Annotated in this window: 14 protein-coding genes; 10 read left to right on the forward strand and 4 right to left on the reverse strand. The window is 65.5% G+C overall.

From position 1 onward, the window contains the following. From JN531_RS01995 to JN531_RS02020, 6 genes are read left to right on the forward strand one after another with little or no spacing between them, the layout of a single operon-like run. Positions 1-1,014, forward strand: coding sequence for a Nit6803 family nitrilase (locus tag JN531_RS01995; RefSeq protein WP_228347183.1), 1,014 nt, complete (start codon positions 1-3; stop codon positions 1,012-1,014). Continuing rightward, positions 974-2,110, forward strand: coding sequence for an MSMEG_0568 family radical SAM protein (locus JN531_RS02000; protein WP_228347184.1), 1,137 nt, complete (start codon positions 974-976; stop codon positions 2,108-2,110). The genes JN531_RS01995 and JN531_RS02000 overlap by 41 nt, the downstream gene beginning before the upstream one ends. Positions 2,111-2,113: 3 nt before the next feature. Then, positions 2,114-2,665, forward strand: a complete 552-nt coding sequence (locus tag JN531_RS02005; RefSeq protein WP_228347185.1) for an MSMEG_0567/Sll0786 family nitrogen starvation N-acetyltransferase — start codon at positions 2,114-2,116, stop codon at positions 2,663-2,665. Next, the gene (locus tag JN531_RS02010) at positions 2,665-3,663 is read left to right on the forward strand and encodes a sll0787 family AIR synthase-like protein (protein ID WP_228347186.1); all 999 of its coding nucleotides are present in this window, start codon (positions 2,665-2,667) and stop codon (positions 3,661-3,663) included. Before JN531_RS02005 ends, JN531_RS02010 begins: the two co-directional genes overlap by 1 nt. Beyond that, positions 3,656-3,958: an MSMEG_0570 family nitrogen starvation response protein gene (locus JN531_RS02015; protein WP_228347187.1), complete on the forward strand. Its 303-nt coding sequence runs from the start codon at positions 3,656-3,658 to the stop codon at positions 3,956-3,958. The genes JN531_RS02010 and JN531_RS02015 overlap by 8 nt, the downstream gene beginning before the upstream one ends. Continuing rightward, positions 3,951-5,273 carry an MSMEG_0569 family flavin-dependent oxidoreductase gene (locus JN531_RS02020; RefSeq protein ID WP_228347188.1) on the forward strand — a complete coding sequence of 441 codons (1,323 nt, stop codon included), beginning with the start codon at positions 3,951-3,953 and terminating at the stop codon, positions 5,271-5,273. Before JN531_RS02015 ends, JN531_RS02020 begins: the two co-directional genes overlap by 8 nt. A 112-nt stretch (positions 5,274-5,385) precedes the next feature. Here JN531_RS02020 and JN531_RS02025 read toward each other — a convergent pair whose 3' ends face one another. Next, the gene (locus JN531_RS02025) at positions 5,386-6,546 is read right to left on the reverse strand and encodes a FecR family protein (RefSeq protein WP_228347189.1); all 1,161 of its coding nucleotides are present in this window, start codon (positions 6,544-6,546) and stop codon (positions 5,386-5,388) included. 7 nt (positions 6,547-6,553) lie between these two features. After that, positions 6,554-7,111 carry an RNA polymerase sigma factor gene (locus JN531_RS02030; RefSeq protein WP_228347190.1) on the reverse strand — a complete coding sequence of 186 codons (558 nt, stop codon included), beginning with the start codon at positions 7,109-7,111 and terminating at the stop codon, positions 6,554-6,556. A 270-nt stretch (positions 7,112-7,381) separates the two neighbouring features. Between JN531_RS02030 and JN531_RS02035 the strand changes: the two genes are divergently transcribed. Both JN531_RS02035 and JN531_RS02040 read left to right on the forward strand, forming a co-directional pair. Next, positions 7,382-9,685, forward strand: a complete 2,304-nt coding sequence (locus JN531_RS02035; RefSeq protein WP_228347191.1) for an efflux RND transporter permease subunit — start codon at positions 7,382-7,384, stop codon at positions 9,683-9,685. 29 nt (positions 9,686-9,714) lie between these two features. Then, positions 9,715-10,989 (forward strand): hypothetical protein, encoded by a 1,275-nt coding sequence (locus JN531_RS02040; protein ID WP_228347192.1) that lies wholly within the window; start codon positions 9,715-9,717, stop codon positions 10,987-10,989. Positions 10,990-11,381: 392 nt separating this feature from the next. On the opposite strand, the gene JN531_RS02045 is transcribed toward JN531_RS02040, so the two are convergent. Further along, positions 11,382-12,521 (reverse strand): MFS transporter, encoded by a 1,140-nt coding sequence (locus JN531_RS02045; RefSeq protein ID WP_228347193.1) that lies wholly within the window; start codon positions 12,519-12,521, stop codon positions 11,382-11,384. A gap of 285 nt (positions 12,522-12,806) precedes the next feature. Continuing rightward, positions 12,807-14,126, reverse strand: coding sequence for an adenylate/guanylate cyclase domain-containing protein (locus JN531_RS02050; RefSeq protein WP_228347194.1), 1,320 nt, complete (start codon positions 14,124-14,126; stop codon positions 12,807-12,809). Between the two features lie 273 nt (positions 14,127-14,399). Between JN531_RS02050 and JN531_RS02055 the strand changes: the two genes are divergently transcribed. Then, positions 14,400-15,017, forward strand: coding sequence for a type IV toxin-antitoxin system AbiEi family antitoxin domain-containing protein (locus JN531_RS02055; protein ID WP_228347195.1), 618 nt, complete (start codon positions 14,400-14,402; stop codon positions 15,015-15,017). Beyond that, the gene (locus JN531_RS02060; RefSeq protein ID WP_239795333.1) at positions 15,017-15,973 is read left to right on the forward strand and encodes a phospholipase A; all 957 of its coding nucleotides are present in this window, start codon (positions 15,017-15,019) and stop codon (positions 15,971-15,973) included. Before JN531_RS02055 ends, JN531_RS02060 begins: the two co-directional genes overlap by 1 nt. The last annotated feature ends 29 nt before the right edge of the window (positions 15,974-16,002 follow it).

A 16,002-nucleotide genomic window follows, 5' to 3' on the forward strand; every position in this document is an offset into this window, starting at 1 on the left:
ATGGCTTCCCGCACTGTCAAAGCAGCCGCGGTACAGCTGTCGCCGGTTCTCGGCAGTCGTGAGGGCACGATCGGCAAGGTCGTGTCCGCGATTGCCGAGGCCGCCGCCGCGGGCGCCGAATTGGTCGTGTTCCCTGAAACGGTGGTGCCGTACTACCCCTATTTTTCGTTCATTACCCCGGCAGTGAAGATGGGCGCAGCGCACCTGGCGCTGTATGAGCAGGCGGTGAGCGTGCCGAGCCCCGCTACGGACCAAGTGGCCACTGCAGCACGTGAATACGGAGCGGTGGTGGTACTCGGAGTCAACGAGCGCGACCACGGCACGCTCTACAACACCCAGCTGGTCTTCGATGCGGATGGCAGCCTGGTGCTGAAACGTCGCAAGATCACTCCGACCTATCACGAGCGGATGGTCTGGGGACAAGGCGATGGCGCCGGCCTGAAAACGGTGGACACGGCCATCGGCCGGCTCGGCGCGCTGGCCTGCTGGGAACACTACAACCCCCTTGCACGCTACAGCCTGATGGCACAGCACGAGGAGGTGCACTGCTCGCAGTTTCCGGGCTCGCTGGTGGGGCCGATCTTTGCCGAGCAAATGGAAGTGACCATGCGCCACCACGCGCTGGAATCCGGTTGCTTCGTGGTAAACGCGACGGCGTGGTTGAGTGAGGATCAGATCGGGCAGATAACCGCTGACCCCGACTTGCAGAAGGCACTTCGGGGCGGCTGCTACAGCGCCATCATTTCGCCCGAAGGCAAACATCTGTGCGAGCCCCTGCGCGAGAGCGAAGGCATGGTGATCGCAGAGCTGGACTTCGCGCTGATCACCAAGCGCAAACGGATGATGGATTCGGTGGGGCACTACGCCCGCCCCGAACTGCTGTCCCTGAATCTCGACGCGCGTGAAACGGCGCCGCTGCACGGCGCGCCCGCTGGGACGAAGCCCGGCGACTCCCCTTTGAGGACAACACACCATGACCAAGCCCGCGAAAGCTCCGAGTGCTCAGACGCGTGAGCTGATCGTCGATCTGCAGTCGCTGGGCGTGCGCCTGGCGGATGAAGACATCGGTGCACCCAGCCGCCGTGGCGGTGCGGGACCGTCCGATCACAAGTCGGTCACCGTCGATGGTCATACCATCATGGTGCCAGTACACACCGGCTCGGCAGCGCATTCGCCATTCGAGACCAGCCGTTCTGGGCGTGCCGACGAAGTGTCACTCAAACGTGATGGTCGGGCGGTGGCGACGATCTCCTTTGCGCCGCAGCCGAAATTCATGAAGCTCAGGACCGCGGAGGGCGTTCCCTACGGCCACATCGCCCAGCTGCATGGACGCGATGTGCTGGCCACCACAGTGCTACAGACCTGTGTCCGCTATGGGCGCCGCGAGACCTCCTGCCAGTTCTGTTCCATCGGCGAGTCACTGGCGGCCGGACGGACCGTCAATCGCAAGACACCGGCGCAGTTAGCCGAGGTGGCGAAAGCGGCCGTTACGCTCGACGGAGTCAGGCACATGGTGATGACTACCGGCACGCCCAACTTCACCGACCGCGGCGCCGAGATTCTGTGCGAATCGGCTGCGGCGGTAAGGGCCGTGGTGGACCTGCCCATTCAGGCCCAGTGCGAGCCGCCGGATGACCCGGCCTGGTTTCAACGCCTGAAGACCGCCGGGGTGGACAGCCTGGGCATGCACCTGGAGGCGGTAACGCCTGAGGTGCGAGCGCGCATCATGCCCGGCAAGGCCAGCGTCAGCCTTGATCAGTACATGACCGCCTTTGCCGATGCCGTGAAGGTCTTCGGCCGGGGACAGGTGAGCACCTACATTCTTGCCGGCCTTGGCGATACCCGAGAGGCCATCCTGCAGATGAGTGAGCGGCTGATCGCACTTGGCGTCTACCCGTTTGTGGTGCCGTTCGTGCCGAATTCCGGCACGCCACTGGCCGATCACCCCGCGCCCAGCGCGCTCTTCATGCGGTCGATCCTGCTGCCGGTGGGGCGGATGCTGGTAGACGGCGGCTTGCGATCCGCCGATATCAAGGCGGGCTGCGGCCGCTGCGGTGCCTGTTCTTCGCTGGCGGCGTTTGAGTCCCCGGCCGCGGTGGGTGTGTCCTGAGCCATGTTGCTGCCCGTGCCCCCCTTTATGCCCGGCGAGTACAGCATCAAGCATGTTGCTGCGGATTGGGAGCGAAAGGCCTGCGCCGCCCTGCGCCGGCAGGTGTTCTGCACCGAGCAACGGCTGTTCGACGCGGACGATCGCGACACCATTGACGACCACGCGCTGCCAATCGCGGCAATTGCCCGGGTCGCGGGCATCGGCGAGCGGGTTGTCGGCACTGTGCGTATTCATCGGCCTGAGGCCAACGATGATTCCGGTCTGTGGTTCGGCTCGCGCCTCGCGGTGCTCCCCGAATACCGGCACAGCGCCTGGATAGGAACTGAACTGATTCACCATGCAGTGCGTACCGCACGGGCACGCGGATGCCGACGATTTTTGGCGCAAGTACAGGTGCAGAACGTGAAACTGTTCGAACACCTTGACTGGGTTGGACTGGCATCAAGGCAGATCTGCGGCCGCCCGCATGTGCTGATGCAGGCATCGCTCGATCACTATCCTCCGCGCACCTTCGACGAGGTGGTGTTTGCGGTACAGGCCCGGGTGGCGGCGTGATGTCGGCGCCGGACCTGAACGATCTTGTCGCCGCCTTGCGTGAGGGCAACGGCGTGGCGCACAAGCGCGACATCGCGGCGGTGGTCGGCGCGCTGGGCATCGGCGGCGACAGCGCGATAGCCGTCGGCGATGATTGCGCCGCCATCGCGCAACCAGGCGCGGCCGGCCATTTGCTGCTGGCCATCGAGGGTTTCATCCCCCACTTCGTCGAGGCTGACCCCTGGTTCGCCGGCTGGTGCGGCGTGATGGTCAATGTCTCAGATGTGTACGCCATGGGGGGGCGCCCTACCGCCATCGTCAATGCCCTGTGGGGCCGCGGCGACGACCGCACCGGTCGCCTGCTCGACGGTATGCGCGCGGCAGCACGCTGTTATCAGGTGCCGATGGTGGGCGGACACAGCAACCTGCGCTGCGAGGAGGATCAACTGGCCGTCGCCATCCTCGGGCATGCCACACGTTTGCTCACCAGTTTCGATGCCAGACCGGGCGATCGACTGCTGGTTGCGCTCGACCTTCGGGGCGCCTACCGCCCGCCTTTCGCGCACTGGAACTGCACCACCGATGTCGACCCCGCCCGGCTGCGTGCCGACCTCGACCTGCTGCCGATGCTGGCAGAGGCCGGGCTGTGCCGCAGCGCCAAGGACATCTCCCAGGCTGGCGTGCTGGGCACCCTGATGATGCTGATGGAATGCTCCGGCGTCGGCGCACGGATCGCGGTGGACAACGTGCCGCGGCCGCCAGGCGTCGATCCGCTTCGCTGGCTGACGACGACCTTCCCCAGCTACGGCTTCGTGATGGCGGTGAACGCACGCCATTGCGATGCGGTGATCCGATGCTTTGCCGACCGCGGCCTGGTCTGTGCCGACGTGGGTTGCTGTGACGACTCGGCGCAACTGCATGTGGAGCGCGCCGGCGCATCACGGCTCGCCTGGGACTTCACTCTGGATGCGCTCACCGGCTGCGCCCCCAATGCACACAAGGAGGCTCTCGATGCCTGAAGTTCGATTTCGCGTGCGCTGGCCGGACCAGCGCGAAAGCCTGTGTTACTCCCCATCCAGCACGATCAAGGATGCCCTGAAGTTGCAGCACCCCTATCGCGTGGATGCCTTTGTCGAGTGCTGCACCGCAGCGCTGGAGCATGCCAGCGAGCGGGTCGCTCGCAAGTACGGCATGGGCTGCGGCCAGGCGCTGGCCCAGATCGACCGCATTCGCCGTGAGGCGCAGCCCTTTGTGACCGATCCGCAGGCACGGATTGTCGTGGAAAGTTTTGAGGAGGACGTCCCCCATGTCTGAGTCGTGGAATGAAGCTGCACTGGACCCCGCCGAAATGGGCTTCGTCGGCGAGCGCCGTGTTTCGGTGGTCGTGGTGGGCGGCGGGCAGGCAGGCCTGTCGATGAGCTGGCACCTGAAAAAAGCGGGGATCGACCACGTCGTGTTCGAGCGCAAGCGCTGCTTCAGCGAGTGGCGGCAGGCGCGCTGGGACTCGTTCTGCCTGGTCACGCCCAATTGGCAATGCCGCCTTCCCGGCTTTCGCTATGACCACGAATACGGCGGCACCGATTCCCAGGGCTTCATGCTCAAGGACCAGATCGTTGACTATCTGGATGCCTACCGCGCGAGCTTCGACCCGCCAGTTCTGGAAGGCGTGGAAGTGCGATCGGTGCGGCCCACGCGTCAGGGGCATTTTCATGTGCGAACCAGCGCTGGCGACTATCTGGCCGGTCAGGTGGTGATTGCCAACGGGGTGTACTCCGAGCCCATCATTCCGCGTAGCGCCGAGCGCCTGCCGGACGAAATCCTGCAACTGCATTCGTCCAGCTATCGCAATCCGGAATCGCTGCAGGACGGCGCAACGCTGGTGGTTGGCAGTGGTCAGTCAGGCTGCCAGATCGCCGAGGACCTTCACATTGCCGGCCGCGACGTGCACCTGTGCGTGGGCAGCGCGCCACGCTCGCCGCGTGTGTACCGTGGCCGCGAGGTTACGGACTGGCTGACCGATTCAGGCTACTACGACATCCCCATCGACCAGCACCCGCAGGGCGAAGCCGTAAGGCACAAGACCAACCACTACCTCACCGGCCGCGATGGTGGGCGTGAGATCGACCTGCGGCAACGTGCAGTGGAGGGCATGAAGCTCTATGGCAGTTTCGCGGACGTGCACGGCGGGCACCTGCACTTCAAGCCGGACCTGAGCCGGAACCTCGATCGCGCAGATGCCTCCTACAACGGCATCCGCACGCTGGTGGATCAGTACATCCGGCAGGCGGGCATCGAAGCGCCGGTTGAACCACCCTATACCCCGCCCTGGGCACCATCGCAGGACGTGCTGGAACTGGACTATATGGCAGCCGGCATCCGCAATATCGTCTGGGCCATTGGCTTTGTTCCCGACTATGCCTGGGCCGAGTTGCCGGTCTTCAGCGGACAGGGGCGGCCGTTACATCAGCGAGGCGTATCCGCCATGCCCGGGGTCTACTTTCTGGGCCTTTCGTGGCAGAACACCTGGGGCTCGGGGCGCTTCGCCGATGTCGGCAAGGACGCTGAATACCTGCTGGGTTTCATCCAGCGACATGTTGCCGCAAGGTCACCGCGCCTGCAGGCCGCTTGAGCACAACAGACAGGACGGATCAGCCCCCGCACGTGATGCGGGTCCCGCTGCAACGGTTGGAGCATCGATGCCCGATCGGACGCGGGCATGACGGCGGCAGACCTGCGCGACCCTACCCTTCCACATGTCCCAGCACGATCTGCTGACGGTCGACAGCCACCACCCGTACCGGAAGATAGACGGTGAGCATATTGACGAAGTTGCGGGTGTCGCTGGTGTTGAAGGCACCGCTCACACGCATGTCGTGCAGGCGCGGGTCCTGCAACAGGAGCTGGCGGCGGCTGTAACGGTTGAGTTCGGCCACGGCAGCCTGCAGGGGCTCGTTCTCGAAGATGATCTGCCCCTGCCGCCAGGCAGTGGTACGCGCCGGGTTGGCGGGCTCAATCAAGGGTGCGGTGCTGGCGCGCGCGATGAGACGCTCGCCGGGGGACAGGACCATGACGCGTGATGGCGGCGCGGTGCCGCGGGCGGCGCCTGCTTCGGCGACCGGCGCCTCGGCTGTGGGGTTGGCGTCGCGCTCCGTCGGAGGTTGATCCTGGGCGGTCACGCGCTCAACGACCTCGACCTTACCTTCGATGAGCGTGACTTCGAGGCGCTCGCGGTCCAGACGCACATCGAACACGGTGCCGAGGGCGGTGATGGTGCGCTGGCCGGCGTGGACGCGGAAGGGCCGCATCCGATCACGGGCAACTTCGAACAGGGCTTCACCGGAGAGCAGGTGCACGGTGCGCGACTGTGGCTTCAGGTCCACCACGGCACGGGTGGCGGTGTTGAGGGTGAGCGTACTGCCGTCGGCCAGGGCGACGGTGCGGCGCTCGCCGATATCGGTGCGGAAGTAACTGTGGCCCGCCAACACGGTGCGGGCGTGCTCAGGCAGGTACTGAAGGCGGTCCCAGTGCCCCCCGCTGTAGAACCCAAGGCTGAAGGCAACCGCGCAAAGGCCTGCGGCAGCGGCCACGGCGAGGGTCAGCCGGCGGCGACGCTGGCGCCGACGCGCATGACGCGCGGTCGCGGCCACACGCGCGAGGGTTTCGTTTTCAAGGTCCAGCAGAATGCGGTGCCGTCCGGCCGCACGCGCCTGCTGGTAGGCACGGTCGATACGCGCGAAGGCGGCGGCATTGGCGGGGTTGGTGTCGCACCAGTGTCGGCAGGCCGCGCGCAGGGCCAGATCGTCCGGCGCGGCGCCGAGGGCGTCACTCCAGGCCGCGGCCTGGCTGTCGGGGTGGCTGGGGTTGTCGCCGAGCGCTTGGGGAATTCGGAAAGTTGTGTTCATGGCGAAGTCAGCCCCCTTGCAACGCTTGGGCCAGGTGTTTGAGGGCACGGTCCATGTGGTTGTGGGCACTGCGTCTCGAAATGCCGAGCATGTCGGCCACTTCGTCGTGTTTGCGGTTGCGGATGCCCCGCAGGAAGAAGACATCCCGGGTGAGCGCGGGCAGTTCGCGCAGCGCGGCCGCAACGCGCTGAATGTCCTCCTCGCCCATGGCGATGCGCTCGGGGGACAGCTCACTAACCAGGAGGTGAACATCCTCGTCGAAGGATTCGTGAAGATCGGCCTGGCGTACCTTGCGTCGGCGCCCCTGGTCGCAGAGGACATTGGCGGCCACCTGAAAGAGGTATTGCTGCACCTTTTCAATGGGGCTGCCGCTGGCGCGCTGCAACAGCTGCACAAATACTTCCTGAACGAGGTCGTCTATGTCAGCAGGGTTGCGCACGCGGGTGGCAAAAAAACCGCGTAGCGCTGGGCGGAAGCGACGCACGATGCCATCCCAGTGGGCGGCATCATCCGCGCCCAGGCCCGAGTTGCCCACGGGGGCGTCCATCTGCCCTGGTGGCTTCATGTCGCACTCCTCCATGGTGGGCGGCTCCTTGGGCAGGCTACGCCCCACCTAAGGGACCGGCAACCGCGCTGCGCGTAGAACCGCTTGAGTGGGTTAAGACGCAATCGGGAAGGAAATGGGCAAAGTGGGATGATGGAACCCGTGCCCCCGCGGGGACCCCGGCGACTGTCGCCAGGGCCAAGGCGGCTAGTGCCGATGGCGGTAGGATGCAGAGTGATCACCATGGCAAGGATGCCCCATGCCCCTTCGGGACCCGACGAAAACCGCCTCATGACCCGCTACCTATCCTGGTTACAACGGGCGCCCTGGCTGTGGGCGCTGATCTGTCTGGCCATCACCTTCGGGTCGATGACCGGCCTCGGCGGGTTGAGCTTTTCCACCGACTACCAGGAATACTTCAGCGACGAAAACCCCGAGCTGCAGGCACAGCGGGAGCTGGACCGGCAGTTTGGCAGCCGCGACACGCTGGTGCTGGCGGTGGCGGCACCTGCGGGCCAGCTGTTCACGGTGGACCACCTGGAGGCTATGCGCGGCCTGACCGAGGCGGTGAAGAACCTGCCCTATGCCACGGGCGCGGCCAGCATCACCACTTTCTACACACCGCGTGCGGATGAGGACTTCATCCGCTCGGAGCCGCTGATTCCGGAAGGCGATCTGGCCGGCCTGGACCTGGCCGCGCTGCAAGCCGAGGCCCTCGGTGAGCCGCGCATCCTGCACGGGCTGATCGGTGCCTCCGGTGATGTCACCGGGGTGGTGGGGTACTTTGATCTGCCGCACCGCGAGCCCGGCCAGGAGATCGGTGAGGTCAATGCGGCCACGCGCGCCCTGGCGGCACAGTTCGAGGCGGACAACCCGGCGCTGAAGACCTACATGATCGGCTCGTTGCCGTTCAACCAGGCGATGGCGGATGCGGCGGTCTACGACCAGTTTCATCTGTTTCCGGTGGCCTTCGGCGCCATGGTGCTGCTGCTGTGGCTGTCGCTGCGCGGGCCCAACCCCACCTTTATCACGATGGCGGTGGTGGGCATGGCCACGCTCACCGCGCTCGGCCTGGGCGGGCATCTGGGCATGCGGCTCACCACCGCGTCGATGGCGGCGCCGCTGATCATCCTCACGCTGTCGATCTCGGACTGCGTGCACGTGCTGACCACCTATTTCAAGACACGCCAGCAAGGCGTCGATGCCGTTGCGGCGGTTCAGAACGCCTTGCGGGTGAACGCCCTGGGGGTGTTCCTCACCACGCTGACGACGGTGATCGGCTTTCTCAGCTTCAATACCAATGACTCCCCGCCGTTCCGCGACCTCGGCAACCTGGTGGCCATCGGGGTGGTGGCGGCCTGGGTGTATGCGATGGTGTTCCTGCCCTGCTGGCTGATGATCACCCGCCCGGCGGGCCGCATGCTGCGCACGCTGGATCTCAGCCGTTTCGCGGAGTGGGTGATTCGCCATCAGCGGCCCTTGCGCTGGGGCGGCATGGCGGTGGTGATCGCGCTGGTGTCGGCGGTCCCGCTCAACCACTTTGGCGACGACTATGTGAAGTTCTTCGGCAAGGAGCTGCAGTTCCGCCAGGACACCGAGTTCGTATCGCAGCACCTGATGGGGGTGCAATATCTGGAATACGGGGTACCGGCCCCGGCCGGCCCGGGCGGCGTCAACGAGCCGGACTATCTGCAGCAGCTGGAGGCCTTTTCCGAGTGGCTGCGCGCGCAACCCGGCGTGCGCAAGGTCTCCAACCTCAATGACCTGATGAAGCGGCTCAACCAGGTGATGCATGGCGATGACCCGAGCTGGTACCGCCTGCCGGAATCACGCGAACTGGCAGCGCAGTATCTGCTGCTGTTCGAGATTTCGCTGCCCGCGGGCGAGGACATTGCCTCGCTGGTGAATCTCGACAAGTCGATGACGCGGCTCACCCTGGGCCTCAATAACATGACCAACGACGAGATTCGCGCCCTCGATCTGCGGGCCCAGCAGTGGATGGACGATCACTGGCCGCCCGGCATGCACGCGGTTGGTACCGGCGTGCCGGTGTTGTTCGCGCGAATCGCACGTCGCAATTTCGAGAGCATGGTGACCGGCAACCTGCTCACCTTCGCGCTGGTGTCGGCCATCTTCATCCTCGCCTTCCGCTCCTGGCGCGTCGGCGGCATCAGCCTCATCCCCAACTTCGCGCCGATGTTGGCCGGCTTTGGTCTGTGGGGCCTGCTGGTCGGTCAGGTGGGCATGAGTCTGTCGGTGGTGGTCAGCCTGACGCTGGGGATCGTGGTCGACGACACCATCCACTTCCTCGCCCGCTACAACCAGGGACGACAACAGGGCATGACACCACCGGATGCGGTGCGTCATGCCTACCGCGATGTCGGCGCGGCACTGTGGATCACCACCCTGGCGCTGACCGCCGGCTTCGGCTGCCTGTCGATGTCCAGCTTCCTGCTCACCGCCCACCTCGGCATGCTTGCCACCATCGTGATCGTGATGGCCCTGGTGGCCGACTTCCTTCTATTGCCTGCACTCCTACTATGGTTCGATCGAGACACTTCGCCACCGCGCTCCTCCTCCTCGCCAGCCCACTGAGCGCAACTGCCTGGGATTTCGACCTGAGGGTGGATGCCGAAGCCCGGCACTTCTACCACCAGGAAGTCGACGAAACCTCGTGGTCGCTGGCCGCCCAACCCAGCTTTCTGGTGGACTGGAACCGCCGCCGTGACCGCGTGGAAGGCGAGTTTTTCTATCGCTACGACGACACCGACGACCGCCGCACCCACGGGGACGTGCGCAGCCTGTACTACCAGCACATCGCCCGCGACTGGGAGGCCAGCATCGGCCTGCGCCGCGTGTTCTGGGGGGTGACGGAATCGCGCCATCTGGTCGACATCATCAATCAGTCAGACCTGGTCGAAGACCTCGATGCCGAGCAAAAGCTGGGCCAGCCGATGGTCATGCTGGCGCTGATTCGCGACATCGGCACCTTCGAGTTCTTCGTGATGCCCTACCAGCGGGCACGCACATTTCCGGGCCCCGATGGCCACCCACGATTGCCGTTTGCCGTGGCCACCGAGCAGGCGCGTTACGAGTCCGACCGCGGACAGGAACATGTCGACTTCGCGGCACGCTGGCGCACACGCCGGGGCGGCCTCGACTTCAACCTGAGCCTGTTCGACGGCACGGCGCGGGAACCGGACGTGCTGCCCTGCCTCCGCCAGGGCAGCGGCTTCAACGGCACCGACACCGGGCCCAACTGTGACCTGGTAGCCGCCGCCACGCCGCCGGAACGCCCGCTGCGGGACCTGCTGCTGGATGTCCTGCAACAGCTCGGCCTGGCGCCGGACGACGAACAACTCGAGGCCGAGTTTCTGGCGGAGATCATGCCGCAGATTCTGGCCAACCTGCAGTTGGTGCCGGACTACGCCCGACTGCGGCAGGTCGGGATCGACACGCAGTACATCACCGGCGGCTGGGCGCTGAAGCTGGAGGCTCTGCTGCGCGAACAGCGTGGTGAACGCAGCTTCGCCAGCGTCGCCGGGTTCGAATACACCTTCTCTGATGTCGGCGGTTTCGGCTGGGATGTCGGCGCGCTCGCCGAGTACCTGTATGACGAGCAGGACACCCTGCTCAGCACTCGCGCCGACGACGACGTGTTTCTCGGCCTGCGGGTCGGCCTCAACGATATCGCCTCGACCCAACTGTTGGCCGGCTTCTTCTTCGATCGCGACAGCGGCAAGGATCATCTGCTGCAGATCGAAGCCAGCCGCCGCATCGGCGCCAACTGGCGGGCAGCATTGAAGGCGCGTCACTTCGAGCAGGTGCCGGGTGATGCGCTGACCGGGTTTCTCGATGACGAAGACATGCTGAGCCTGACGCTGGAGCGGTATTTCTAGCGGCGCCCTGGGCCGCCAGGAGTTCGGAGCGGGCGCGCTGTCGGAAGTGCTAGTGGCACTTCTGAGCCCGCCTAGAACGGGCGGCAGCCCCGAGGAGTCGGGAATCGTCAGAAGCAACGGCATGCGTCACTGCGACCGCCGAAGACGCCCCCTGTCATCGCGAGTCGCGAATCCATCCCTTTGTCATCGCGAGTCGCGAAGCGACGTGGCGATCTTATTATCGCGGGCAGTGCCGCCCGGACGAGATTGCCACACCCGCTGCGCGGGTTCGCAATGACAAGTGAAAGCTGCGCGGGCTCGCAATGAGAGGTGAAAGCTCGCCCGGTTCGCACCAACCAGCGTGGGACTGCGTGGCGATGCAATGACCAGCGTGGGACTGCGCAGAGCGGATTTCAGCCCCGTCGTCGCATCACGAAGGCGGTGAACGACAGGGCTGCCAGCACGGCCGCGGCGCCGGTGAAGGCCAGTGCGGTGCCGCCGACCTCGATCAGTGGTTGCACCGCAATCGGCGACAGGAACTGGCCGATGAACACCGCCGCGGTGAGCCCCCCGATCAGCTGCCCGCGGCGGGCCGGCGGGGTAAAACTGCTCAACCAGGTGGTGAGGTTGGGCACGGTCATGCCCAGGCCGGTGCCGGCCACAGCCAGTCCGACCAGCACCATCGGATAGGTGGTGGCACTGCCGACGATCAGGTAGCCCACGGCCATCAGCGCGTACACCAGCGAGACGATGGACACCGGTGGCAGCACGGCGCGCACCCGCGCGAACAGCAGCCCGGAAATGCCGCCGAACACGTTGCCGGTGGCAATGGCGATCCCGGTGGCAGTGCTGCTGCTGTCGGTCAGCGCCACCAGGTGATACGGCAACTGCACCGGGATGATGTAGAAGATCAGCATGCCGACCAGCGCAGCGGCATAGATCACCGCGATCCGCATCCGCGGCACTGGCGCCTCGGCTGCGATATCAAGCTGGCGCTGCCGCGCCGGTTCTTCCAGCGCGCGAATCGAAGGCAACAGCAGCAATGGCACCAGGTAGACCAGAAACGAGGCCCGCCAATGGAGGTCGGCCGCCAACCCGCCGGCCAGCAGGAAGAACACGCCGCCAAGACTCATGAACGCGCCCTGACGCCCGAGCACGCGCGCGCGTTCGTCGCCGCTGAAGTAGTCGGAAATCAGCGTGGTCACCGCAGTCATCAGCCCGGCCACCGCCACGCCGAGCAGCGCCCGGCCGACCAGAATGGTTTGCAACGAGTCCATCCAGGCGCCGGAGCTGCCGGCGACGATGTACAACCAGGCCGACACCACCAGGACGGGTAAGCGGCCGACACGGTCGACCAGCCAGCCGGCCACCGGCGCCGCCAGCACGATGAACAGGGCCGGCAGCGTCAGCACCAGCCGGGTCAGCAAATCGGCATGCGGGGTTTCGGCAAACACCGCCTCCAGCGCCGGCAGCGCTGGCGCCAGCGTGGCGCCGGCCATGACGGTGAGCGTGCTGACCAGCAGCAGCGTCCATTGACGGGAAAGGAGGGGCATGCGGGCGGCACCTTAGCAGGCGCCTGTGACAGACGACAGCGCTGTCATCGCGAGGGCAGAGCCCGTGGCGATCTCGTTGGTGAAGGCAGCGCCGGTCGAACGAGATTGCCGCGTCCACTGCGCGGACTCGCCATGACAAACAGGAAAGGCTGCGCAGGCTCGCCATGACAAACAGGGAGGGCTGCGCGGACTCGCAACGACAAGCCGCGCTGGCTCACCATGACTGACAGCCGCGTGCTGCGTCGCGGCAAGACCGTTGCTCGTTGCGCGCAACGAGTATCGCCCTCAGCTGCTGGCGGCGGATGTCTCGGGGAACAGGGCGAAATGGCTCACCGGGTCGACCAGGCCCTTGACGGTGATCGGTGGCCGGATCTCCAGCCCGTCCTCGCCGGCCAGGGCGACGGTGCGCCGGTCAATCAGGATTTCACCATTCTGGGCTTCGCCACAAAGCCTGGAGGCCAGGTTCACGGTGGCACCGACGGCGGTGTATTCCAGCCGCGAGGCCGAACCGATGACACCGACGGTCACCACGCCGGTAGCGACCCCCAGACCGATGCCGAGGGTGTGCTCGTCGGTGCTCCAGCGTTGGGTCAGGGCCAGTCCGAGATGTCGAATCCGGCGCGCCATTTCCAGTGCGCAGCGGGCATGGTGCTCCACCGGCAGCGGGGCCCCCACCAGGATCAGGATGCCGTCACCGGCAAAATCCTTGATGGTGCCACCGAAGCGGCCAACCACTTCACCGACCTCGTCGTAGTACTCGCGCAATACCCGCAGCACGCCGGAGGACTCGTTGGCCGCCGCGTAGGCGGTGAATCCGCGCAGGTCGCAGCAGACCACGCTGATCTCCAGCAGGTTCTCCTGCATCGCCGACTTCATGCCGCGTTCCGACACCAGTTTGGCGACCTGCGGCGACAGGAACCGGCTCATGAACTGCCCGCGCTGCCCCTGCAGCACGTGGTAATGCACGGCGCCCACCAACACCACCACTTCACCGATGACGGTGGTCACCGCTGCCCAGTCATGCGGCAGCACGAATCCGGCCATGAAGAATGGCACCGCGAGGGCCATGGCGATCACCCGGATGCGCTCGGCACGATCGGGTCGACGGTTGAGCAACAGGAGAATCGCCGCCAGCGCCGACAACGCAGCAAACTGCATTGGCAGCGCAAACAACCAGAAGCCGGGTCGGCGGTAGAAGGCCTCCAGACCGTGGGTGTCGATGGCCTGAAGAAAGTCGGTGACTCGCAGCTCCGGCCAGAGCGCGGAGAACACCAGGTACAGCACGGTAGCGAACTGGCCGGCACGCAAGCTGCGGTCGCCGGCGCGGGTATTGAGGCCGGGGGCCGCCGGCAGCGTCTGGCGCACGCGCAACAGCCATTCCAGCAGCGCCATCATCGCCACGGCTTCGAACAGGGCGGCACCGAGCGACCACCGGGCGATCTGCGGGCCTGTCGCGGCCACCAGACCGATCTGCAGCAGGATGGCGATGCCCAGCGCCGCCAACGACGTGGCCAGGGCCGCACTGGTGGCCGAGCGGCGGTCGGCCGACCAGAAGGCCAGGGCCATGCCCAGGGCCATCATCGCCACCAGAAAATGTTGGGTCACTGTCGCGCACAGGTTCCGTTGCCTGCGACAGGATAACGCAGCGACGGCGCCGTTCGAGGGCGCAGGACGACCGCTGGTCTGGCGCCCGGAGTACGCGGCACCCCGATTTGGAGCTCTACAAGAAACTTTCCCGCAATATTTGTTGTGTTCCATGCACTTGCATGACAAGTCTAATGTCGAGCTTTAGTTAAAAAGTCTTGCATTCCGTGCACCTTTGCACTTAAATGATTACACCCTTCGACGGCGGCGGGCCCTCATCCGGTCCGTTGGTGAATGGACGAAATCAACAAATCCGAGCAGATCCTGCGGCTGGCACAGTCGCTCGGCGTGTTGCGTCCCAAGGATCTGGTGCCATTCGGTATCCAGGCCGAGTATTTGCGCCGACTGTGCGACAAGGGCTTGATCAAGAAAGTGGGACGCGGCTCCTACGTCCCGGCCAAGGCAAGGATGAATGCGCGGCTGGCACTGGCGGTGGTGGGACGCGCGGTCCCCAATGGCGTCATCTGCCTGCAGTCGGCGCTGGCCTTTCACGGTATCGGTGAAGCGGACCCCGAAGTGGTCTACGTGGCCATCGAGCGGCGGGCAGCGCGGCCGCGGGTCGATCATCCCGAGGTGCGGGTGGCCCGTCTCGGTGGCCCGGCGTTCACCGAAGGGGTGGAGCTGCATACCATCGAGCATGTCGAGGTAGCGGTATACGGCCTTGAAAAAACGCTGGCCGACCTGTTCAAGTTCCGCAACAAGATCGGGCCGCATATTGCCGTCGATGCCCTGCGGGCCGCCATCAACCAGCGCCGCGTGTCGCTGGACCTGCTCTGGCACTACGCCAGCCTGTGTCGGGTGGAGCGGATCATGCGTCCCTACGTCGACGCCCTCACCCTGGCCCTGCATTGATGCTCGATCTCCGCTGTAACCGCACACGACGCCGGCTCGCCGGCCTGATGGTATTACTGCCTTCACTGGCGATGGCGGAATCCCCATCCCCCGGTCGGGCAGCCGGCCCGCAGCCGCTGCTGGCCGACCCCCCGGCTGCCAACGCCAGTGCGCAGGCACGCGACCCGGCAGCGGTCGGCGACGATTTCGACAACCGCGATGGGGGCTTCCTCGGGTTCCAGCGGCAGGCAGAAGACGCCTACTCGATCATCTCGGTGGCGCGCGGCCTGTCCACCCACAAGCCGATGTACCTGCTGCCGGTGGCCTACAGCCCCAATGCACCCGGACTCGATACCGAGGTGCTGTTCCAGATCAGCGCCAAGCAGAAGCTGTTCGCCTCACCCTGGTATTTCGGCTACACGCAGAAGTCGTTCTGGCAGGTCTACGACGAAGGCCGATCACGCCCGTTCCGCGAGACCAACTACAACCCGGAGCTGTTCTATCGCTGGACACCGGACCCCGAGCGCTGGCATCACTGGGGCGCCGACTTCGGCATCGAGCACGAATCCAACGGCCAGGACGTGCCGATGTCACGCAGCTGGAATCGTCTCTACATCGCGCCGTTCCAGGCCAAGGGGCAGACGCTGCGGTACCTCAAGTTCTGGTATCGCATTCCCGAAGAGCGCAAGGACAGCCCGGGCGACCCCAAGGGCGACGACAACCCGCTGATTCATCGCTTCTTCGGCTATGCCGAGGCCAACGTGCAACGCCAGCTCGACGGCGGCGGCCTGGCGCACCTGATGCTGCGCGGCAACCCCTCGACCGGCAAGGGTGCCGTGCTGCTGAATTTCACCTGGCCGTCAGCCGATGGATACGTCTTCTACATGGTGCAGTTGTTCCACGGCTATGGCGAAAGCCTGATCGACTACGACCGGTCGATCACCCGCATCGGGCTGGGGTTCGCACTGGCGCGCTAGACGCGGTGAATCGGGAATCGTAACGGCAA

Origin of the sequence: Flagellatimonas centrodinii, from assembly GCF_016918765.2 — a bacterium.
GTDB classification, from domain to species: Bacteria; Pseudomonadota; Gammaproteobacteria; order Nevskiales; family Nevskiaceae; genus Polycyclovorans; species Polycyclovorans centrodinii.